The following is a 23,226-nucleotide window of genomic DNA, read 5'->3' as shown; positions in this document are numbered from 1 at the left end:
TGAACGAGCCTACCATCTAATGTGAGAGGTCGGTCTTAGGCTAAGTTAGTTGTTTAATTTTATTGTAGTACCCCAAGGGCATTTTTCCCTATAAGTCAGGGTAAATAGAAGTCGTTGACCGATGTACGCTTAAATTGTGTGACATTATAGCGTAATTTTATAGTTATTATAATTTTATATTTAATAATAATCAACATTTGAATTATCCATCAAAAATTATCAGTTTATTTGATACAATATATTAAGTATGAAATTATAAGGAGACGACTATGGCAGATGAAGATTTTATGAGACTTGAAAAAATTGTCTATGACAATGACTTAGAGGCATTTAAAAAAGCATTTGAGAACGGCATGGATGTTAACATTCAAAATAAATACGGATGGACTCCGCTTCACATTGCCATCAGGCGTGACAGAAGAGATATGGTTGAGTATCTTTTGGAACAAGGTGCTGATATTGATAAGGTAGATGGCGTTGGATGGACACCACTGATGGAAGCAGTGATGGATGATATGCCAGAAATTTGTGCTTTTCTTATAGAAAAAGGTGCTGACGTTACCATTGCCAATGAAAGGGGTGGAACAGCTGGAATGATTGCTCAAAAATTTGGCCGTGAGTCAATGCTTAAATATTTTCAATAGTATAGATACATGTCAGACAGCCATTCTCATCATCACCATGAAATAAACAACTATAACCGTTCTTTTGCCATAGGTATTACCCTTAATGTTATTTTTGTGATCATTGAGGCAGGATATGGACTGGTTGCTGATTCCCTGGCACTTATCGCAGATGCCGGACATAATTTCAGTGATGTATTAAGCCTTATGCTTGCATGGGGTGCAAGCTATTTGGCAACAAGACTCCCGACCCATAAAAGAACCTATGGCTTACGCAAAGTCACTATTATGGCATCTTTGGTTTCGGCTGTATTACTTCTCGTAGCCCTTGGTGGTATCGCGTGGGAATCCGTGGAACGACTCTCTTCTCCAAAACCCGTGAATGGAATGATCATTATTATTGTTGCCGGGATTGGTGTGGTTATCAACACCGCAACAGCATTACTTTTTGTAAAAGGTCAAAAACATGATCTTAACATCCGAGCGGCATACTTACATATGGCAGCGGATGCAGCTATCTCATTAGGTGTAGTTGTTGCCGGTATTGCTATTATGATCACAAGCTGGCTTTGGCTTGACCCTGTCATCAGTCTTTTCATTGTGTTATTTATCTTGATTGGAACATGGAATTTACTTAAAGATTCCATAGATCTCTCCATAGATGCCGTACCGCAGGGGATAGATGTTCTGCATATCAAAAACTATCTCACTGGTCTCAAAAATGTAACTGAGATACATGACCTGCATATTTGGGCACTCAGTACCACGGAGATAGCCCTGACAGTGCATCTTGTAACGACCCATGAGCTGATTGACAATTGTTTTTTGGAAAAGATACAAGAACATCTTCATCATCACTGTGGCATTACCCATGCCACTATACAGATCGAAAATGAAGCGGACGATTATACCTGTGTGTTAAATCGTGATGAATGTAAATTTTAAACCTTAATACACCATGCAAAGCAGGAGTCATCATTTTTATGCAGCTGTGTAAATGACTGTCTCGCAGGTATCTGGGTGGTTCAAATGCACCGATATCACTCTCATCTACAGATGAAGTATCAACACCATAGAACTCATTGTATTTCATATTTTTATATACATCACGATACACTTCCATGTTTCATATCAAACATTTTGTCCTCATCGCTTAACTGGATAAAGCAGGGCCCTCCTAAGGCCTAGCTCGAGGTTCGAGTCCTCGTGGGGATACCATTCATATCCACACCCAAATACCTCATTAGCACTTACCTTTCTAAGATATAGACCTAATATGGTAGAATGTACTAATGATTTATGTATGAGTAATGATTTTGTTGGGGGATTAGTATGAAAAATGTTTTATTGATAGTGCTCTTAAGTCTGTTTAGTTTTGCTGCAGATACAAAACACACTACTTTTGCTTGTGAATTTACTACCTATGCTACAGAAAAAGGTACTTTCAAAGGTGATCCCGTAAGATTTACCATAGTGTCAAACGATGCAAATGATACGTATACCTTAAAGGGAACAAAAGGACAATCCAGGGGAAATATCATTAGAGGTGACAAGGGGCTCTCTTTTATTAAAGTGACCAATCTTGGGAATATCACTACAACCACTATCACCTATCTACCTCCGTTTGACAAAGATCAAAAAGCAGTTCACAGTAGAAATATCCTTACAGGGGGAAAACTATTGGCAAGTCAATACTATGGAACCTGTCACGAGGTAGATGAGAGCCAAACCCAAAAAGTACGTTTTCATGTTTCCAAAGAAAAGCGAGACAGAATGTACACACAGCTCAATATAAAAAAATATCTCAAATCACTACCCAAAAAAGATGCTAAATATGTCCTTGATGCACTTGAAGGAATATTCCCTTCAAAACTCGAAATGGAAGAGGATATGAGTATCGAGGGTATGATACTTGTATCAAAGATCATGGATTTTGCAACGAAATAATAGTTAACGGTTTTCAAAAGTTATCGGATGTTTTCAGCATCATTCTTTAGCCAATGATGCCTAAAATATGACAATATGACATGTTTTTTCTACGATTCAAAAAAATATACTATCATTGAACCATATCTATAAAAGGAGCAAAAGGTGGAAGGCATGATAAAAGTAAGTTACACGGTAATGTGTAAAAACGATGTAAGCAAAGCAGTAAGCTTGTCAGAGATATTGGCCAATGAAAAGATAGAAAAAGCCATCAAAAGTGAATTTGCCAAAGGGCTTAGAAACCTTGAACTCTCCTATACAGAAGAGTCAGAAGTCTTTTTAAAAACACAAAAAAAGGTGTATGAAATGACTGTAAGTAAAAACGACTTTGCAGACTTACTTGAACTGGCAGAAGAAGATGCCCGTAAACATAAACGTCTCAAAAAAGAGTGTGATGGAGTGGAATTAGTTGATATTTTAACCATCGACTAGACCCAAGGGTTACTTTTTCATGTTATACTTAGTCAAATAAATCATCTTACCCTAATATGGTAGGATCTAATAAAAAGACACTATGGCAAAGAAAAAGAAAAAATACTTTATAAAACTTAACAATAAAATACGAAACTATTTTAATGGACTCCCTTTTGATGAAGGTGTAGCTACACTGGATGAAGATAAACTGATAGAGCTTATTATGCTGCTCGACCTCAGACTTCCCTCACACACTAAAGAAGAGATGATACGTGCACTCAGACGTGTTTGGAGTGAAGGAGAAGCAGTACCTAGAGAAAAGATAGTCTCTTACCTTACTCAGAGTTACAAATCTGTTCCCTATTCCGATAGTCATAAACGTCCATTAGACAAAGTAGAGAAGATCCTCCAACTCTTAGGAGATACCTCTTACACCAAACATGAAGAGAACCTGATTCTTGATGCATTCATCGACGTGAAGAGTAGCAAGATCACTGAAGAAAAAGTGCTCAATAAACTCACTTACTTACGCATGAGAAGCCGACTTCATACACTAGAAAAATCTTTGGAGGTCGTGTTTAATTCTCTTAATGAAATGGAGTTTTACCATAGCTTCACTTTTGTCCTGCAAAACTTTGACTTTAATAAACTGCTTTTATGTACGACTGCAACACTGGATATGGATGCACTATGGAATTTGAATGATGAAGAGATGATCACTAAACTTGAAGCGCTAAAAGAAGAAACCATCAACAAAAAAACTATAGAGATAGAAGAGTTTCTGAAACATGTTCAAGGTTCTAAACATCCCTATCTGACAGAACAAGAGATGAATACTGCACTCAAAAGCATGTCACCAGAATCATTACTCTATCATGCGCCGATAGCATTTGAAAGTATTGAAAAAATCTTGATGGACATCAGTGATAAATATGAAGTGTTTGAAAGTACGGATCATATCATTATAGAGAAAGAGAAAAACCATGATCTATTTGGTACGACACTCTTTTACAGTACCTCTGTTTCCTATGAAAAGCCTTTTATTTATAATCTCATTTGGAGAAGTAAAGAACTCCCTGTCAAAGAAGATATAAACAGAGTCAATGATGATCTGCTTGCGCACTTCAGGGTTGCTATAGATGATGTTATGCAAGATATGAGAGAAGAGAGCGATAAACTGGATATAGAAGAAGAAAAACTTCATGAGTTTATCGTACGTTTTGTAGAACCGCAGATACGTTCCTCCAACGTGCTAAAGTTCAAAGAAAAAAGCAAAAGACGCATACTCTTTCATTTTGGAGAATACATCAAGCCTTTACTTGAGAAACAAAAGCGTGAAGAGTTACTGGCCAAAACGATCCGTGACTTCAAACATCTTTTCCCTCTTGCACGTGAACTAAAAAGGAAGATCATCTTTCATGTAGGACCAACAAACTCAGGTAAAACCTATGCGGCGCTGAAAGAACTGGAAGCTGCAACAACAGGTTACTATCTTGCACCTCTACGACTTCTTGCTCTTGAGGGATATGAAAACCTCAAAAAAGAAGGTGTAGCTGTCTCACTTATCACAGGTGAAGAAGAGATCATAGACGAAGAATCTACACATATCTCTTCAACCATAGAGATGATGAATGGTGCAGTAGATGTGGATGTATGTGTCATAGATGAGATCCAAATGATCGCAGATCGTGACAGAGGATGGGCATGGGCAAATGCTCTTATAGGTATCCCTGCCAAAAAAGTCATACTTACAGGTTCAAGTAATGCACTTCACGCGGTCAAAGAACTCTGTGACTACCTTGATGAAGAGTTGGAAGTGGTCCACTTTGAGCGAAAAAATGAACTGGCCATGCTACCCCAGCCTACTTCCATGAAACGTATAGAACCTCAAACTGCAGTCGTAGCCTTTTCAAGACGTGATGTCCTTTCACTCAAACAACAACTCAGCGAAAAATATTCTGTCTCTGTCGTATACGGCAATCTTTCTCCTGAGGTCAGACGGGAAGAAGCCAGACGTTTTAGAGAAGGTGAAAGCCAAATACTCGTTGCCACAGATGCCATAGCTATGGGCCTTAACCTTCCTATAAAGACCCTGCTCTTTTCCAAAGACAACAAATTTGACGGCTTACGAAGACGTGAACTTCTTCCTACAGAAGTACTACAGATCGCTGGACGGGCAGGACGTTACGGTTTTGAAGAGAAAGGATATGTAGGAGCTTTGGATGAAAATGCACTGACCACCATCACTTCAGCTTTTCATATGCCGCTTCCAGACCTTAAATTGCCGGTCTCTGTCATGGCAAGTTTGGAACATGTCATGCTCATAGGTGAGATACTGGAAACCGATAACATTTTAGATATTCTTGCATTTTTTGCTGAAAATATGGAGTTTGAAGGTCCTTTTGTAGCTGCTAACATTGATTCTATGCTCGAGATAGCTGCCATTGTCAGCGAATATGATCTGGATCTAAAAACACGTTTTTATCTTTCTTGTGCACCTGCAAGTATCTCGTCACCCTATATAGAATCAGTCTTCCACCGTTATATCCGTCAGATCGAAGCAGGAGGAAAAGTACTCTATATTCCACCACGAGACCTTCCTGCTTTTGCACAGACCAATGATATGCTGCTTAATGCAGAAGACAGGGTAAGAGAGATCTCACTCTATCTGTGGCTCTCCTTCAAATTCCCGGATATTTTTGAAGATACTGACAAAGCTATGGCAGCCAGAGTACGATTGAACAACTTCATTGAAAATTCTCTTAGACAAGGACACTTCACCAAACAATGCCGTAAGTGTGGAAAGGTACTTGATTTTTCCTACAGGTTCTCCATTTGCGATCAGTGTCATAGTCAAAATAAAAGAGGTTCAGGGTCTTCAAACTATGGTGGCTATCGTGGTCGCAGACGAAGGTAAACCACTATATAATTGATTTAAAAATACATTCACAGTGATAAAACATGATTATAAAGAGAGTATCAAATAAAGATCAAATAGACACCATTGAAAACCTTGCTTATGAGATATGGTATCAACATTACATACCTATCATAGGAAAGCATCAGGTGGACTATATGTTGAAAAAGTTTCAATCGGTTAAAGCCATGACGGAACAGATCAAAAACGGTTTCTTATACTTTTTAACTCTGGATGACAATGTACCTGTAGGATACATGAGTGTAGATATTCTCTCAAAGACCTTATTCCTAAGTAAATTTTATGTGACAGAGGCTGAGCGTGGCAAAGGATATGGAAGAACAATGATAACTTATCTGGAAGCGTTGGCTAAAGAAAAAGATCTCAACAAAATATCACTCACAGTCAATAAGTATAATACCGGGAGCATTAAAATGTATGAAAAAGTTGGCTTTGTTATCTCCGGTAGTGTGGTTAAAGAGATTGGTGAAGGTTTTATCATGGATGACTATCAGATGGAAAAAATACTATAGCTTTCTGATTTCCTCTCAGTAGGATATAATAAGAAAAACTAATTAAACTTATAGGAGGAGAAAGAAATGAAACAATTGCAACTATTTGCTATCATTTTTTTCATATTTTTTTCTACCCTTTACGCCTATGATCTCTCCTCTTATGTGATAGATAAAAATATGTCAGAACAAGATACTAATACAAGTCATATCATTCTAGAGAAACCAAGAAAAAGATCCAAAAGTCTCTATAAAAAATTTGAAGACCTCTTTTCGGATTATGATGATGATTGGGCCGAAAATATGTTGATCTACTCTATGGATATGATGATGCCTGATGAAAATATTTTAGCGACAAAAAAGGTTATTAACAATAGAATTGATGAGAAGTTTGATGCTCAAACAGAACAGATTCCTAAAATATTGGCGAATGATGCATACAACATGCTATTAAGTACGATGTATTATCATGCGCAGGATCTATCGCGTATCACTGATGAGACCTGGGAAGAGGAAGTGTGTGATCCGGATACCTTTATATATAGTGCAAATAAAGATCCCAAAGAACCTTTACTGTACTTAAAAGAAAATGATGAAGAAGCAAGAGGTATCACTGAAAATGGTATAGTTCTACCGTTTAACCCTAATTTTCCCGATGCTTATTATCCTTATGCATCCCGTCCTGACGGTTGTAGTGCTGAAGGTCTTCAAGATGTCTATGATCTTGCTAATGAATTCTTTAATGATGATAAATGGCTTCAAGAAGCATGTAATGAACACGACCGATGTTACTATACAGTAGGAATGACTTCTAAGGAGTGTAACAATGAATTTATGGTAAAAACTGTAAATTCCTGTAACAATATAAGTGGAACTGAAACCGTAGTATTTATGGGTACAAGAAATGCCATATGTGGTATGAAAGCATTGACCATATCTACGGCTGCGAATGCCTGTGCAGAAAAATATTTTGCAGAGGCGCAAAGAAAACAAAAAGCTTACCTTCAATGGGTCATAAACTATGAAAAAGCATTTAACCGTGCCCAACGCAAAGCAATATTGAAACAATAAAAAGGCACTCACATATGGCAGAAAAATTCATAGTAGAAGAAAGATCCAAACTCTTAGATTTTCTTTTTAACCATCTTACCGGCTGGTCCAAAAAGACTATCAAACAGCGCTTACAAGGTTCAAGTGTGGCTGTAAATGGTGACATTACTACCAAACATGATTGTCCGTTAAATGTAGGTGATGTGGTAGAAGTGGGTGTGGTAAAAAAAGCTTCGACACAGGCACAGACACTACAGAGATTAGAGATCCTCTATCAAGATCAAGATATCATCGCCATCAATAAACCTGCGGGGCTTTTGTCTGTCGGAAACACAACAGAAAGCAAACAGCATGCCCTTGCCATACTGAGAGATCAACTCTCACGAGGTAAAAAACAGGTAAAGCTCTGGCCTGTACATAGATTGGACCGAGATACCTCAGGCATACTGCTCTTTGCAACATCCAAAGAGATGAGAGAAACAGTGATGGACAAATGGGGTGTATCTGAAAAGGTCTATTTAGCTATCGTGGAGGGTTGTCCAAAAGAAAAAAAAGGGACTATAAACCAGCCCTTAAGGGCGGATGAAAAAGAGTACCGTATGCATGTAGGCAAACATCCCGATGCCAAACCGGCCATTACCCACTATGAAGTGAAACAAACCACCCCTGAACGATCTTTACTGGAAGTCAAAATAGAAACAGGAAGACAGCACCAGATACGGGCACATTTGGCTTGGTTGGGACACAGTATCATCGGTGATGAACGTTATGGAACAAAAGGTGAGAAGATGGGACTTCATGCGAAAAAACTGACAATTATCCATCCGGTAAAGAAAAAGCCCATGAGCTTTGAAATAGATGCTCCCAGAGATTTTTATGCACTTTTAAATGATTGACAAAAAACATAAGCTAACGAAAACTACATCCGTAAAGCTTGTCTTTATCCAGGTACTATAGAAGCTTCAAATTTTTTATGCTTCTTCTTTAAATTGTGGTATACTTAAGATAGTTTCAGGGTCAAAAAACTTACAAAGTCGAAGAACTTACAAAAAGTCTTGATCTCAGACATACATATTAAGCTGTCCATCAACTAAAGAGGATCTTTTATGAATATTAAAATTTTTTCTATCATTGCACTTATCGTTCTTGTTGTTTTGTTTATTGTTCAAAATATTTCTATAGTAGAAATTACATTTTTATTTTGGTCTCTTCAGATGTCTCGTGCCTTACTCATTTTTTTTCTGCTTGCGATCGGTATCGCTATAGGTTGGCTTTTACATGCGCACTTTAAAGGTGACTGATAGGCCTAAGGACTTGAAAATACACAGAAATCGTAAATCAGGAGAAACATCTCATCTAAATGCTTGCATATCAATGCACAAGTTTGCCAATGAAGAAGAATACATATTCAATACAATCCCATTTTTGCTATAATGCCAACAACTATATTTAATTTTTAAATATAACCACTCTATAGATTTGAAAGGAAACATCATCAAATCATTTGAAAAACTAAATTTACATCCCGATATTTTAAAAGCCATTGCTCATGCAAAATATGAACAAACCACTGCCATACAGAACCAAGTCATACCTCCGGCACTTAAAGGTACAGACATACTGGGTGCATCAAAATCCGGTACAGGGAAAACAGCCGCCTATGTTCTGCCCCTACTCAATAAACTGCAGAAAATTGTAAAACATGACCAAAAAGTGGTAAGAGCACTGATCATTGTTCCTACGATCGAACTTGTAGACCAAGTCTCTCGTACGATCAACGACTTTAGCAAATATCTTGATATCAAGAATGTAAAAATTCAAGGGGGCATACCCAAAAGTACTCAATTGGAAAGACTCTCTAAGGGTGCAGACATTATTGTCGCCACACCAGGGAGATTACAAAGCTTCATAGAAGATAAAAAGATCAATCTCTCTTATATCAATACTGTGATCTTGGATGAAGCAGATACCATGTTGGATCTTGGCTTTCTAGGTGAAATACAAGGTATACTCAAGCATTGTGCGCAGCCAAGACAGACGATGATGTTTTCTGCAACCATTTCACAAAATATTAAAAAACTTGCAAAAGAATTTTTACGTGATCCTGTGATAGTGGAAGTGAGTCAAAGAAGGGATATAGTTGATTTTATCGCACATAGGGCGTACAAGGTAGACAAAGCCCGAAAATCAGAATTGACAGCTAAGCTTATCCATGATATGCATTTGGATCAAGTCTTACTCTTTGCCAGCACCAAAGAGTCTGCCAACAAGATCTATGAATACCTGAGAAGTCAGAATATACGGACTTCCATTATACATGGGGATCTTACAAGAGGTGCCAGAGCAAAGTCACTGGCCCTGTTGAAAAGTGGTAAAACACAGGTTTTGGTAGCCACGGATATAGCCGCAAGGGGTATAGACATCAAAGAACTTTCTATGGTGATAAACTATGACATGCCTGAGGGAACGGATGACTTTACACATCGTGTAGGAAGAACCGGTAGAGCAAACCATAAAGGCTCTGTGATCTCTATTTTAACCACAAGAGACTATGATGTCTTCTCCAAGATGGAGAGAAACTTACGCCTCAACATCAAAAGAGAGATCTATCCTGGTTTTGAACTGACAGACAAGCAGCCAAGACAAAAACAACCAAAGAAAAAGTCATTGGTTGAGAGAAAAGGAAAATTTGACTTTCATAAACAAAAAATGCAAAAGAAGAATGCTCAAAAGAAAAATACTCAATCAAAGAAGAAGCAGACAGGACGAAAAAAATAAAAGATTTGTACCTTAACTTTATGCAAGGTACAAACATTAGAGTAATGGCGCAAACACTTTCATAACATTTTCAAGAGCTTCACGTAATTTGGACGGTTTTTCCATTCCTCTAGTTGATTTGTCTATCAATCCGTTCATCCAACCTTCAATACTCTCTATAAATTGTGGAGAGTAGACAAATGTGACCACTTCATAATTCAGGAAAAGACTGCGATTGTCAAAATTGACAGACCCTACCATTCCACCGACATCATCAAACAGTATGGCTTTGGCATGAAGCATTTCTCCTTCATACAAGACGACATCAGCACCTATTTCATCCAGTTCACGCATATAGGCACTTCTTCCCATATCTGCCAAGAGATGATCAGAATTTTTAGGAGTGATCAACTTAATATCAACCCCTTTGTGATGAGCTATGACCAATGCCTGTATCATATTTTCATCCGGCACAAAGTAAGGAGTAACGATCCAGATACGTTTTTTCGCATTATAGATGGCATTTAACAGTGCCTCATAAAGTGCATCAGTTGGAATATCTGGACCAGATGGAACCACTTGGACCCTACTCTCCCCCTCGCATGACTCTTCTACCTTCAGATCTATATTTTTCTCTTCTTTTGTCGCATAGATCCAGTCATTCTGAAAAATATGATAAAAATGGTAAACAGAAGGTCCGTTCAAGCAGTAAAGAAGATCTTCCCAGCGTTTAGTGCCATCCGCTTCTCCCATATATTCATTACTGAGGTTCATACCACCGCTGAGCAGTGTTGTTTGATCAAAGAGATAAATTTTACGATGATTTCGGAGATTAATGTAGTTTTGAAACGGTCTTTTCAAGATAGGTGTAAAAAATGCCACTTCTCCTCCCGCTTCTTTTAATGCTTTAAAACCTTTTTGATTGAAGCTTGCCCCAAGAGATCCTACCAGGTCCATAAGTAATCGTACTTTAATGCCCTCTTTGGCTTTTAGGGTGAGTGTATCTAAGATTGTTTTAGTCATCTTATCAAATTCAAAAACATAGGTACAGATATCGATACTCTGCTGTGCCTGATCGATCTCTTTGAGCATACGTTCATATGCTTCTGTACCACTGGTGATAAGTTCAAAGGTATTTCCTTTTGTTGCAGGAGGCATACCGTTTTTTTGCAAAAGGTTTTGAAATGCATGACGAGGATCATCTAATTCATAAGGAGCATGTTCACATACATAATCAAATTTAACATACTCTTTTTTATTTTTTCCTTCGCGCTTTCGTATACCGATAAGAAAATAGAGCGGTACAACAATGTAGGGTAAAAAGAAAATAGACAACATCCATGAGATCATACTGGTGGGAGACCGTTTTTGATAAAGAATATGACTGAGTGCAGAGAAAACAAAAATACCGGCAAGTATGACTAGAAAATACGTGCTGATAAACTGTAAAGGTGTAACGTCGATGGGAAACTCCTCTTACTTAAGACATCTCTACAATCCTAAGTATATTTATGCATTGATTATAACATAAAGAAAAGTCTTATTAAGTATAAAACTGCTCTATTATACGTATCACAAACAATGACTTACGCTATAATATATTCATGATAAAAAATCTACAAAACAATCACTTCACTCTGGTACTTTCTGGTGGCGGGGCTTTGGGCATAGCGCATTTGGGTATCTTACATGATATGGAGAAACAACATATAGTACCCAACGAAATAGTCGGAACCAGTATGGGAGGCATTATAGGGGCCTGCTTGGCTTTAGAAATGAGAGAAGAAGAAATCTATAAACACATTCAAAGTTTTGCCGGCATCTTTAACTGGATCAAGTTCTCTTTTTCCGGTAATGCCATTGTACATAATGACAAACTGGCTAAGATTTTTGAGCAACTCTTTAAAGACAAGAAGATGAAAGACACATCCATACCTCTCAAACTCATTGCAACAGATCTGCTTAAGGGCGAAAAAAAAGTATTTGATGCTTCTGATGATGTATATATTAAAGATGCTGTGCTGTGTACGATGGCTATACCCGGTATTTTTGAAGAGCATATCATAGAGGGAAAAACGTATGGTGATGGCTTTCTCTGTAAAAATCTGGGAATCAGCGAAGCTTCTTTTGATACTGTGCTTGCAGTAGATGTTCTTGGAAAAAATGCTTTTGAGGAGACTATGCCTGACAACTTTTTTAAAACGGCGAATGTTTTAGAAATGTTTGAGAGATCGATAAGACTTCTTATCTACAACCAAAGTAAAACACAGTTAGAACATTCAACCAAACATGTCTACCTCATAGAACCCAAAACACAAGGGTACAAAACATATCAATTCCACAAACATCAAGAGATTCGAGTCTTAGGATTGGATCTTTTATGATCCTTTAGACATGTGAACTTGTATGTGGTACTTTGATCTTTGTTGAATTGTGCTCGACTTTCTCTTTGACTTTTTCTGTTTTTGATGTCCCTTGTGGCTTTTTCTCCTCTTTTTCTTTCACTACTGTCTGAGTAAGACTCTTTTTTTTCTGAAGTGTTAAAACAAGCAAACCATTTTTATATTCACTCTTTAAACTTCTAGCATCCGCATCCTTAGGCAATGTTTCACTACGTTGTATCATACTCACGTAATGCTGTTGCATTTTCATATTTGGTTCATTAGTCTTCTTTACCGTATCTACCGTTGCTTTTAAATGTAGAACACCGTCATTGATAGAAATATCTATCTGATTGTTTTGATTTTCAGGTATGTGTGTATTGTACTCATAATGTGTACCTTTGTCTTCCAGTAAACTTTCTGTTCTCATACGATTGCCAGGTGTGAACGTTTGTCTGCTCGGATAATTCCATAATTTTGTACGTTGATTCATACGTTCATGCATGCGTTCAAAGACTTTGTCCATCTCTTTTTGCATCTGGTACATCTCTTTAAAGATGTCATCTCCAAACGGATCATCGAAAAAAGGATCATTGGCCTGAAGTGAGACCAGTGTCACAAAAGGCAAAACAAAAAGTGAAAATTTTTTACTGAACATGTTGTGCTCCTTATTTATAAAATAGTGATAATAAAAGTATAAAAAATGTAGGTTAATCGTTTTTTAATCATCATTCCAAAAGTAAAACACACTACTACACATATCTATTATCATTAAGGCATACGCTATAATACAGATCAAATGATTGATAGTTTGTAGGAAGGGTGTCTATGATCGTAGATGGATTTATATACGTAGCGCTACTGGTAATGATAGGTTCTGCCATCGTATATACTGAGAGGAAGAGCCGGCATAAGCTCTTTAAGTATCTCCCTTCTATCGTCATACTCTACTTTGTAGTTATGCTTTTTTCCACCTTTGGTCTATGGCAAAAATCTGAATCTGTAACAGCTGCATACACACTTCTAAAGTCCAACCTGCTTCCAGCCATGATCTTTTTGATGCTGCTCTCTGCAGATATGAGAGAGATCTTTAAACTTGGCAAGAAAATGCTGCTGACTTTCTTTTTAGCCTCAGTCAGTATCGCCATAGGTTTCATAGGTACTTTTTCACTTTTCCATACTTACTTTGAGTCTGATGCATGGAAAGCTTTTGCTGCACTTTCAGGCTCCTGGATGGGAGGAACAGGGAATATGGTAGCCATACAAGGTGCCCTTGACCTGCCTGACTCTGCTATGGGCTACACCCTGCTCATAGACTCCATAGACTATGCCATCTGGGTCATGATACTCCTTGCACTGGTACCTTTTGCAAAAAAGTTTAACATCTGGAGCCAAGCCGATACCTCTGTCATAGATGAAGTGGGAGAAAGATTGTCCCTTAAAGAGAAGCATAAAAATCCCATCAGCTTTGCATCTCTTTTTCTTTTACTGGGTACTGCCCTTCTCGTATCTGTATCGGCACAAAATGGAGCAGATTTCCTTCCTACGACTTCATTTCTGACCACAACCACCTGGGTCGTCATCATCGCTACACTTGTGGGTATACTCTTTGCCATGACTCCTTTGGCGAAAATATCAGGCGGATCAGAACTTGGACATATCATGCTCTACCTTATAGTAGCTCTCATTGCCTCACGGGCTAACTTTTCTGAACTGACTGAAGCACCTCTGTATATCATGGCTGGGTTTGTCATCATTATGATACATGTGGGGATTATGATACTTTTTGCCAAACTTTTCAAGCTTGACCTCTTCTCTTTGGGTGTCGCTTCATTGGCCAATATCGGTGGTGTTGCTTCTGCACCTATCTTGGCATCTGCCTACTCAAAAGCACTCATTCCCATAGGTGTACTTATGGCAATGATGGGGTACATCGTAGGGACATTTGGAGGACTTATGGTGGGAAAAATTCTTGAGATGATCGCCGGATAAGCCTAGAATATATTTCTCGTTCAAATGACATAAAAATCTTTAGATACAATATACTATGAAAATAACCAATATACGAACGACTACACTCAAAGCCCCGCTTAAAAAACCTTTTGTCACCTCTTTGCGTCGCGTAGATACCCTTGAAGATCTTGTGGTTCTCATTGAATGTAATGATGGAACCATAGGCTATGGTGAAGGTGCCCCTACACCTGTCATTACAGGCGAGACGATGGGTTCTATGGTCGCAGCTATCGAGTATATCAAGCCTTTCATCATAGGATTGGAGATAGAAGATTTCAATACCATATTAAATAATATACATACATCAATACTTAAAAACACTACTGCTAAATCTGCTCTAGAGATAGCACTCTACGATTTAAAAGCAAAGTTGGTCAAACAACCTCTCTATAAGATGCTTGGAGGCACAAAGACCACTTTCAAAACTGATATTACGATCAGTATGGGTGAGATTGAAAAAATGATATCAGACAGTCTTGATGCTGTGCATCTGGGCTATGATACACTGAAGATAAAGATAGGTGATAATCCACAAAAAGATGTTGACCGTATCATCGCTATACATGAGGCATTAGGTGACAACATCACTCTAAGACTTGATGCAAACCAGGGATGGACAGCACAGGAAAGCGTAGATCTCCTACTTGCTTTGGAGAAACAAGACATTATCGCTGAGTTCATAGAGCAGCCAGTTGCAGCAGATGATATAAACGGACTGCGATACATCAAAGAGAGAGTCCAAACTCCCCTTCTGGCAGATGAGTCCATATTTTCCGTGAAAGATGCGAGAAGACTACTTGAAATGGAGGCAATAGACTATGTGAACATCAAACTGGCCAAGACAGCAGGTATCACACAAGCATTAGCATTGGCAGACCTCTCTAAAGAATTTGGCGTCAAATGTATGATAGGATGTATGCTGGAAGGTCCCATCTCTGTATCTGCAGGAGTACACGTAGCTTCTGCCAAGGCAGATATTATTACCATGCTTGATCTGGATGCCGTAAGTTTATTGGCTTCTCATCCGGTGAAGACATCTATCGTTTTTAATGAGAGTGAGATCGGGCTTTCTGAAGATATCGGCTTAGGTGTATTGTACTAGACAGGGTCAATGAACTCTTCAAAAGGATGTACGCTTTACCCCTGACAAAAGAGAAGTACTCAAGAGTTGCGTGATAAGGATTCTAATGCATTGATGCGTAAACTCTACCTAGCATATACCATTAAAGTACTTTCTGTACTTTCAATGCTATAAGTATTCAATCTCTCCAAGCCTGGTAAAGAATACTTTATTGAATGCTTTCTCTTGTCTAATGTCAATGTATTTTTCTACCATGGTAAAAATAACTTCCTGGATCGTGTATGCTGTTGTTTTAATTTCTGTTTCCACGCAGTAGCTAGATTTACCACCATGTATACGTACATTGGACATGAGGATCTCTCCAAATTCCACTCCACCCTCACTGTCAGTAGACTGACATAAAAGTACATAGATATTATTCTCTTTATCGATCTCATACAAAATATCAGTTTGACGCTTCCATTTATCAATGAGGTTTTCGAGCTTCAGATCATCTGATGAAAACAGGATCATCGCAAAGGACAACTCCTCTTTACGATCCATAAGATAATAAAGAAATTCCATGGTACTTCTTAGCTTATCCATCAATCTTTGCGCTAATTTAATTTCATCTTCAGGAAATGACAAGTCATTTTTATTTCTTCTTTCAAACGTAAGCATCAAAGCCCCTTCTTAATTAAGATAATAAAATCGCATTATTTTCTATTATAACTAATTAATATAAAATTTTCAACAAGCAATACAATGAGATATCATCACACTTTCGCTATAATATTTTTATGAAAAAAATCACTCTACTATTTTTATTATCAACCACTTACATATTTTCTAATATTAACGCTGTGGTCAGTATCTTGCCGGTACAGACATTTGTCAAAGCCATAGGAGGAGATAAGGTGGATGTATCACTCATGGTACAACCCGGAAACTCACCTCACACATACGAGCCGAAGCCTTCACAGATGGTTGAGATCTCCAAAGCAGATCTTTACTTTGCTATAGACGTAGAATTTGAAGATGTTTGGCTCCCTAAATTTCAAAACCTGAATCCTCAAATGCAAGTCATCGATCTTGCAGACAACATCAAAAAAATAGAGATGCACAAGCATCAATGTGATGAAGAAGAACATCATAGCGAACATGAAGAAAAACATGATCATGAAGGAGAAGACCCGCATATCTGGACCGCTCCTGCCAATGTAAAGAGCATCGCACAGAACATTTATAATGCTTTAAAGAAAGAAGACCCTGAAAATAAAAACTACTATAAAAAAAACCTCGATCTTTTTGTAGCATCTATAGATGAAACAGACAGACAGATCATACATTTGCTTTCATCTTTAGAAGACACACGTAAATTTATGGTGTTTCACCCTTCATGGGGTTACTTTGCGCAAGCATATAATCTAGAGCAAATAGCTGTAGAAGTAGAAGGTAAAGAGCCTAAACCTAAAGAACTCATACACCTTCTCAAAGAAGCAAAAGAAGAGAAGGTCAAAGCGATCTTTACCCAACCGGAATTTTCAGATACAGTAGCACAGATCATTGCCAAAGAATTACAGATACCTGTAGTGAAGGTAAGTCCCTTAGCACCGAACTGGTCTGAAAACCTTATAAGCATCGCCAAAGTCATTGCAGGTAAGAACTAAAATGTCTGTCATTGATATCAAAAATGTTTCTTTTGCTTATGACAAGCAGATGATCTTAGAAAACATTAACCTGAGTGTAGAAGAGAAAGATTTCTTAGCCATCATTGGTCCAAATGGCGGAGGTAAGTCTACCCTACTCAAACTCATTTTGGGTATTCTTAACCCTCAAAAAGGTTCTGTCTCCGTATTGGGTAAAGCACCTTCGAAGAGTCTTACTCAAATAGGCTACGTTCCACAAAACACCAATGTGAATACTGACTTTCCCATAAAGGTCATTGAAGTAGTCATGATGGGGCATGTGGGAGGCAAAAGACCTCTTTTTGGTTACAGTAAAGAGGAAATACTATGTGCTATGGGTGCCTTGGCTCAAGTAGGTATGGAAAATTTTGCACAAACTAAGATAGGTGCACTCTCCGGCGGACAACGTCAAAGAGTGATGATCGCTCGTGCCCTCTGTGCACATCCGCAAATACTTATACTTGACGAGCCCACATCAAGCATAGATATCACAGGACAAAAAGAGATCTATGAGTTGATCAAAACACTCAATGAAAGCATTACTGTAGTAGTGGTAAGCCATGATATCTCTGTGATCTTAGAATATGCGAACAAAGCAGCTCATGTCAATAAAAGCCTCTCCTATCACGATATTTCAGACAAAACACGGACTTTCCATACCCATGGTGATGAGGAACATTTCTGTGAAGTGGAGCTACTGCAAATGCTAGGTAGTGAAAACTGCGATACCTGCGAACCAGAATCTACGTCGAAGTGGAGAACAGAAAAATGATAGAAGCGCTCCAATTTGAATTTATGCAGCATGCACTTTTAGCAGGATTACTTGTAAGTTTTGCTGCAGGTATCATAGGGTCTCTCATCGTAGTGAATCGTATGGTGTTTTTAGCAGGAGGTATTGCTCATACCTCTTATGGTGGTATCGGTCTTGCTGTATATTTCGGATTACCTATTTTTCTGGGTGCATCCTTCTTTGCAGTGGGCGCTGCCCTGCTTATCGCAGGACTCACACTGAAAAAACGTCATCGTATGGATACCTTTATCGGGCTCATCTGGGCGGTTGGTATGGCGATCGGTGTGATATTTGTTGACCTGACTCCCGGGTATAATGTAGATCTTATGAGCTATCTTTTTGGTTCCATCCTGGCAGTAAGTTCTGAGGACCTTTATTTCATGGGTGCTTTACTGTCACTTATACTTTTAGTGGTGACATTCTGCTACAGAGATATCTTAGCCGTCTCTTATGACAGTGAATATGCTGGGTTACGCGGGGTCAATGTCAGATTTTTCTACACACTCATACTGATACTCTCAGCGCTTACTGTAGTCATCGCCATTAAAGTAGTGGGACTCATCTTGGTCATAGCTATGCTTACCATCCCTGTATATATCGCAGAAAAGCTCTCAAGCTCTCTCTTTTCTATGATGTTCCTCTCCGGAGCCATTGCGACACTCTTTACCCTTACAGGGCTGTGGTTCTCCTATACGTATGATCTGACTTCCGGCGCTTCTATTATTATCGTATCCGCTGTTTCTTTGGGGGCCTTTTTACTCTTTCGTAAAGGAAAATAAAATGCTAAAAATAATTAATTTGGCATTTTTACTGATTGTATGTTTAACCGCATGCTCACCGCGTATTGGTGTAGGAGTAGGAGGAATCGTGGCTTCAGGAGACAGTATCGCTGCTTCAGAAGTAGTTGCAGACAGTGAACACGGTGTCCATGGAAGCATTTCCATGGGTACAGATATGGGACTTTAAAATTTTTATCAAAAATGAGTCATAAAATACTTCTCTCATAAACAGATTCTCTAAACCAATAATAAGATTCAAATGCATCACTATCCAGAGCTTTTGAATAATAAAATCCCTGTATCATATCACATCCTATTTCCCTAAGATACTCTACTTGATACTCTTCTTCCACGCCTTCTGCTATAGTAGTCACATCTATGGCATGAGATAGATTTATGATCGCATTGAGTAAATGAACGGGTTTTTTATCTGGCGTGATCTCATCTATAAAACTTTTGTCTATCTTGATCGAAGAAATGGGTGTATCTTTTAAATACGTTAAAGATGAATACCCTGTTCCAAAATCATCCAGACGGAAATTCATACCATCATGCTGCATTTTATTCAGTACATTCATTGTAGTTTCCCTGTATTCCATCAATGTATATTCTGTGATCTCCAAACTTATTTTTTTTATATCTGTATCATGTTTCTTTATAATGGCATGTATCACATCATAAAAATCAGATGCATGCATATGCTTGACAGAGAGATTAATGGACATATTGATATCAATCCCCTTCTTTATCCATTCTTTCTGTTGATTACATGCTTGATCAAATACCCATACCCCTATGTCTTTCACACAACAACCTTTTTCAATAAAAGGAATAAATTCAGTAGGGAAGATCGTTCCTCTTTCGGGATGTTCCCAACGTATCAGGGCTTCCGAAGCTACTACTTTTCCACTATTGATCTCAATAATAGGCTGATAGTTCAAATGGAATTCATTACGTTCAAGTGCATACCTGATATCTTTTTCAAGTTGTATCTCTGATTCAACTTTCATGCCAAGTTCTTTAGAGAAGAACACGACCCTGTTACGTCCTTCATGTTTTGCCTGATACATGGCCATATCTACATGCCTTCTTAAGGTTGTCATATCACTGCCATCTTCAGGACACATCACTGCACCGATACTCATACCGATACGAATGTGATGTCCGTCTATGATGAACGGCTCTTTTACTTTTTCAATGATCTGCTGAAGTTTTATTGAAATATCAGCAGTATCCATACAATCAATAATGATCAAGAACTCATCACCACCCAATCTTCCGATTTCATCTATGATACGTATCTCAGATTGTAACACTTCTGCTATCTCTTTTAGCAGTAGATCACCTATATGATGACCATGACTGTCATTCACCTTTTTAAAATGATCAAGATCGATCATTGCTACAGCAAAGGAACCTTTATCTCTTTTGGTCTCAATGATCTTTTTTTCCAAGATCTCTTCAATAGCTTTTCGGTTGTATACCCCTATTAAAGTATCAAAATAGGCAAGTTCCTTTAACTCTTTGAGGTTATTTTGTAAATTTTGTGAGAGATTATTAAACTCGAATATATAAAATTTTGGGATTTTTTGGACAATACCACGTAAAAAATCATCAAGAATCATGATCGGTTTCATGATCATTCTTTTAATATAGAGAAAATAAAAGATCACGATCCCAAGAAAAAAAAGTACTGGATATATGATCTGTGCCACAATACGCTCTACCACACTATCTACAATATATTGATTATCTATCTTAACATACATCATATAATGTATGATTCTATCATGCGCAATTACATTGAGATCTGCACATATGAACTCTATATCCGATATATTTTCAGTAGATAATTGACGCAAATAGACAACATTGTCCTCTTTAAAATAACTCTTGTCATAGAGATAATCCGATGTACGTAAAAGTGGGCCATCCTTTTTAACCACATAGATATCCTTCACCATCTGTGATCCAGCTTTTTGTCGATCTAAATAAGCCTTTAGATTAATCGTTTCATGATTATTCACTATTGCTTCTATATCAAACTTCATATCCGTTATTGATGCTCGTAAATTATCAATCATAATAGTATGAATATGTCTTAAGGTCTGGGTATAATGTAAAAACATCGTCAGGGCAAAAAAGCCAACAAACATTACCATCAGTGCAAGATTTAATTTTTTAAAACTCATGTACCGGTTCCAGAATATTTTTGGTTGGAATATGATGTAATTCCAGCTGCTTTATGAGTGACAATGATCGGTCAGCATAGATCCACTGTATAGAATCAAGAGCCTGTAGAAATGCCTTTTGATCTTTATATTTAAAGAAGATTTGAACAGTGGAAAAATATTCTTCCGGGTCTTTTTTTAAATGATACAATGCTTTAGAGATCAATTGATTGAGCACTGCTAGCTCTTCAGCATATTTTTTCCTTGTTTCCGAATCGGTATAAAGTGCATCCATCACAAAAAGAGAGAGATTTTTTGTTGTATCCACTACTTTATACCCATTTTTTTTCAAAATGATGTCATAAGGTGTATAAGTAATGATAAGCGTTGGCTCATCTTTCATTTCAAGCATTGAACTATCATCTGAATCTTTGTTGATCAAGTGAAGAACTGAGGGTTTTATTCCGTATAATGCTATGAAACTATCAAGCAATGCTTTATTGACACTGTCAATTTCTAAATAGACAGTGATATTTTGTGCTTTTTGAAGTGTTTCTATATCACGGTTTCCCATCACAATATCACCGCCCAAAGAGCGATCTAGAAGTATCGTTGCATCCAAATCCGGAGTTTTCTTCCTCATTTGTTCAAATTCATATTGTGTTCCGGTAAAGGCATGGACAAATCCAGAATCATACATTTGCATATTCTCAGAGAGAGAAACAAGATTAACTATCTCGATATTATGCTCTTCCAACCACCCTTTTTGTTGCATATAAAACAATGGGGAATATCCGATCCATAAGTTGGTAGATATACGTAATGGCTGAGGCGTGGATAGCGAACAAGCAATTGTAGTTATGAGAGATACTATGAGAAAACAAAATACTATGAAGCTCTTTTTCAAGATTTATGACCTTTTTCAAATAAAGTATTAGTAGATACAATAATAAATATAATATGTATCATTGTATCTATTTTCTCTTTAAGTCAGTCAGGCTTTTTTCTTTACTAAAAGGTACCCTATAAGCCCCCATAATAGGATAGAACTCGCTATTGCAACCACTCCTGCCTCTTCCTCCATATGGATCAAAGAAGCCGGGTTGATATCTGAAGCTGAAAACAGATAATCCAATCCTAATCCAAATACGATACTTCCTACAACGATACTTCCCAGATAAATAGCAAGTGAACGTGTTCCAAGCATTTTTTTGACGACACCAATGGTCACTGTATTGGTCGCTGGACCCGCAGAAAGAAAAACAAAGGCTGCTCCTGCATTTACACCTGAGAGCATTAATCCTGCAGCAATAGGTAAAGATGCTGTAGCACACACATACATCGGTACTGCAATAGCAATAACAATAAGATAGGAAAACCACGAATACTCCATCAGGATATCACTGATGCTTTGAGGTATCGCCACAGTGATCAATGCTCCCAGTAGCAAACCCCATACAAGCGGTTTAGCAATGTCACCTAAAAGTGTCACAAAGGCGTAGCGTAAAGCACTGGTAAGCCAAAAACTTTTTTCTTCGGTAGCACAACATGAAGAAGCGGTACTGCAACAACTGGCCTCTTCTTTTTTTGGCATGGAAAACGTTGGAGAAAAAGTATTTGGAGCCTTGACCGCTGAAAAAGCAGGTTTGGCTGCTACCTGCTCTTCTTTTTTATCAAAAATGTTTGCCAAAATACCGGCTGCCATAGCGATGATCATAGAAGTGATCACACGATAAATGGTAAATATCCATCCAAATATCCCATAGGTTGCCAAAATGGAATCTACTCCTGTAATAGGAGTTGAGATCAGAAATGAAAGTGTCGATCCTTTACTTGCACCACTTTTTTTGATACTTGTGGCCAAGGGGATCACACCACAGGAACATACAGGCAACGGTACACCAAAAAGTGTGGCTTTGATGACAGAGAATATGTTGTCTTTACCTAAATGTTTTGTAACTATGGTATCGGGGACGAACTCATGCAATAAGCCTGCAAAAAGCAAACCAAATAATATATAGGGAGCCATTGCATTACTAAGCTCTATGAGTGCGGTCCAAAATTCCATTACATATTCCATGGGGA

At 37.9% G+C, this 23,226-nt stretch carries 23 protein-coding genes and 1 tRNA gene; 18 read left to right on the top strand and 6 right to left on the bottom strand.

Annotated elements, in window-relative coordinates; genetic code table 11:
- Positions 1 to 269 precede the first annotated feature (269 nt).
- From LDM93_RS02685 to LDM93_RS02635, 11 genes are all read left to right on the top strand, one after another.
- Entirely contained in the window at positions 270 to 644 is a 375-nt protein-coding gene (locus LDM93_RS02685; protein ID WP_223890481.1) for an ankyrin repeat domain-containing protein, read from the top strand.
- Between the two features lie 9 nt (positions 645 to 653).
- Entirely contained in the window at positions 654 to 1,568 is a 915-nt protein-coding gene (locus tag LDM93_RS02680; RefSeq protein ID WP_223890480.1) for a cation diffusion facilitator family transporter, read from the top strand.
- A 197-nt stretch (positions 1,569 to 1,765) separates the two neighbouring features.
- Positions 1,766 to 1,841 (top strand) — tRNA-Arg (locus LDM93_RS02675).
- A 114-nt stretch (positions 1,842 to 1,955) separates the two neighbouring features.
- Positions 1,956 to 2,570: a hypothetical protein gene (locus LDM93_RS02670; RefSeq protein ID WP_223890479.1), complete on the top strand. Its 615-nt coding sequence runs from the start codon at positions 1,956 to 1,958 to the stop codon at positions 2,568 to 2,570.
- Positions 2,571 to 2,723: 153 nt separating this feature from the next.
- Positions 2,724 to 3,041 (top strand): hypothetical protein, encoded by a 318-nt coding sequence (locus tag LDM93_RS02665; RefSeq protein ID WP_223890478.1) that lies wholly within the window; start codon positions 2,724 to 2,726, stop codon positions 3,039 to 3,041.
- A gap of 82 nt (positions 3,042 to 3,123) precedes the next feature.
- Positions 3,124 to 5,940 (top strand): helicase-related protein, encoded by a 2,817-nt coding sequence (locus tag LDM93_RS02660; protein ID WP_223890477.1) that lies wholly within the window; start codon positions 3,124 to 3,126, stop codon positions 5,938 to 5,940.
- A 44-nt stretch (positions 5,941 to 5,984) separates the two neighbouring features.
- On the top strand, positions 5,985 to 6,473 hold the full coding sequence (locus LDM93_RS02655; protein ID WP_223890476.1) for a GNAT family N-acetyltransferase: 489 nt from the start codon (positions 5,985 to 5,987) through the stop codon (positions 6,471 to 6,473).
- Between the two features lie 66 nt (positions 6,474 to 6,539).
- Positions 6,540 to 7,523 carry a hypothetical protein gene (locus LDM93_RS02650; RefSeq protein WP_223890475.1) on the top strand — a complete coding sequence of 328 codons (984 nt, stop codon included), beginning with the start codon at positions 6,540 to 6,542 and terminating at the stop codon, positions 7,521 to 7,523.
- Between the two features lie 14 nt (positions 7,524 to 7,537).
- Positions 7,538 to 8,398, top strand: coding sequence for an RluA family pseudouridine synthase (locus LDM93_RS02645; RefSeq protein WP_223890474.1), 861 nt, complete (start codon positions 7,538 to 7,540; stop codon positions 8,396 to 8,398).
- Positions 8,399 to 8,608: 210 nt separating this feature from the next.
- Positions 8,609 to 8,803, top strand: coding sequence for a lipopolysaccharide assembly protein LapA domain-containing protein (locus LDM93_RS02640; protein ID WP_223890473.1), 195 nt, complete (start codon positions 8,609 to 8,611; stop codon positions 8,801 to 8,803).
- 178 nt (positions 8,804 to 8,981) lie between these two features.
- Positions 8,982 to 10,280, top strand: coding sequence for a DEAD/DEAH box helicase (locus tag LDM93_RS02635; RefSeq protein ID WP_223890472.1), 1,299 nt, complete (start codon positions 8,982 to 8,984; stop codon positions 10,278 to 10,280).
- Between the two features lie 36 nt (positions 10,281 to 10,316).
- On the opposite strand, the gene LDM93_RS02630 is transcribed toward LDM93_RS02635, so the two are convergent.
- Entirely contained in the window at positions 10,317 to 11,666 is a 1,350-nt protein-coding gene (locus LDM93_RS02630) for a phospholipase D-like domain-containing protein (protein WP_223891022.1), read from the bottom strand.
- Positions 11,667 to 11,863: 197 nt separating this feature from the next.
- Between LDM93_RS02630 and LDM93_RS02625 the strand changes: the two genes are divergently transcribed.
- The gene (locus LDM93_RS02625; RefSeq protein WP_223890470.1) at positions 11,864 to 12,643 is read left to right on the top strand and encodes a patatin-like phospholipase family protein; all 780 of its coding nucleotides are present in this window, start codon (positions 11,864 to 11,866) and stop codon (positions 12,641 to 12,643) included.
- A 4-nt stretch (positions 12,644 to 12,647) separates the two neighbouring features.
- Here the strand turns inward: LDM93_RS02625 and LDM93_RS02620 are convergent, their stop codons facing one another.
- A complete protein-coding gene (locus LDM93_RS02620) occupies positions 12,648 to 13,298 on the bottom strand; it encodes an Hsp20/alpha crystallin family protein (protein ID WP_223890469.1) in 651 nt (216 codons plus the stop codon).
- A gap of 170 nt (positions 13,299 to 13,468) precedes the next feature.
- Between LDM93_RS02620 and LDM93_RS02615 the strand changes: the two genes are divergently transcribed.
- A complete protein-coding gene (locus LDM93_RS02615) occupies positions 13,469 to 14,632 on the top strand; it encodes a DUF819 domain-containing protein (protein ID WP_223890468.1) in 1,164 nt (387 codons plus the stop codon).
- A 55-nt stretch (positions 14,633 to 14,687) separates the two neighbouring features.
- A complete protein-coding gene (locus tag LDM93_RS02610; protein ID WP_223890467.1) occupies positions 14,688 to 15,755 on the top strand; it encodes a dipeptide epimerase in 1,068 nt (355 codons plus the stop codon).
- Positions 15,756 to 15,902: 147 nt separating this feature from the next.
- Here the strand turns inward: LDM93_RS02610 and LDM93_RS02605 are convergent, their stop codons facing one another.
- On the bottom strand, positions 15,903 to 16,394 hold the full coding sequence (locus tag LDM93_RS02605; protein ID WP_223890466.1) for a hypothetical protein: 492 nt from the start codon (positions 16,392 to 16,394) through the stop codon (positions 15,903 to 15,905).
- Between the two features lie 119 nt (positions 16,395 to 16,513).
- Here LDM93_RS02605 and LDM93_RS02600 point away from each other — a divergent pair, with 119 nt between their 5' ends.
- From LDM93_RS02600 to LDM93_RS02585, 4 genes are read left to right on the top strand one after another with little or no spacing between them, the layout of a single operon-like run.
- Positions 16,514 to 17,383 (top strand): metal ABC transporter solute-binding protein, Zn/Mn family, encoded by an 870-nt coding sequence (locus LDM93_RS02600; protein ID WP_223890465.1) that lies wholly within the window; start codon positions 16,514 to 16,516, stop codon positions 17,381 to 17,383.
- Between the two features lies 1 nt (position 17,384).
- On the top strand, positions 17,385 to 18,173 hold the full coding sequence (locus LDM93_RS02595) for a metal ABC transporter ATP-binding protein (protein ID WP_223890464.1): 789 nt from the start codon (positions 17,385 to 17,387) through the stop codon (positions 18,171 to 18,173).
- Positions 18,170 to 18,970, top strand: coding sequence for a metal ABC transporter permease (locus tag LDM93_RS02590; protein ID WP_223890463.1), 801 nt, complete (start codon positions 18,170 to 18,172; stop codon positions 18,968 to 18,970). The genes LDM93_RS02595 and LDM93_RS02590 overlap by 4 nt, the downstream gene beginning before the upstream one ends.
- 1 nt (position 18,971) lies before the next feature.
- Positions 18,972 to 19,157, top strand: a complete 186-nt coding sequence (locus LDM93_RS02585; RefSeq protein ID WP_223890461.1) for a hypothetical protein — start codon at positions 18,972 to 18,974, stop codon at positions 19,155 to 19,157.
- A 19-nt stretch (positions 19,158 to 19,176) separates the two neighbouring features.
- Here LDM93_RS02585 and LDM93_RS02580 read toward each other — a convergent pair whose 3' ends face one another.
- The 3 genes from LDM93_RS02580 to LDM93_RS02570 form a co-directional block, all read right to left on the bottom strand.
- Positions 19,177 to 21,162, bottom strand: a complete 1,986-nt coding sequence (locus LDM93_RS02580; RefSeq protein WP_223890459.1) for a bifunctional diguanylate cyclase/phosphodiesterase — start codon at positions 21,160 to 21,162, stop codon at positions 19,177 to 19,179.
- Positions 21,152 to 21,916, bottom strand: coding sequence for a hypothetical protein (locus tag LDM93_RS02575; RefSeq protein ID WP_223890457.1), 765 nt, complete (start codon positions 21,914 to 21,916; stop codon positions 21,152 to 21,154). Before LDM93_RS02575 ends, LDM93_RS02580 begins: the two co-directional genes overlap by 11 nt.
- Before the next feature lie 219 nt (positions 21,917 to 22,135).
- On the bottom strand, positions 22,136 to 23,221 hold the full coding sequence (locus tag LDM93_RS02570) for an SO_0444 family Cu/Zn efflux transporter (RefSeq protein WP_223890456.1): 1,086 nt from the start codon (positions 23,219 to 23,221) through the stop codon (positions 22,136 to 22,138).
- Between the last annotated feature and the right edge of the window lie 5 nt (positions 23,222 to 23,226).

This window comes from Sulfurovum sp. TSL6 (assembly GCF_019972115.1).
Taxonomy (GTDB): domain Bacteria; phylum Campylobacterota; class Campylobacteria; order Campylobacterales; family Sulfurovaceae; genus Sulfurovum.
This window is presented reverse-complemented; position numbering and strand designations above follow the sequence as displayed.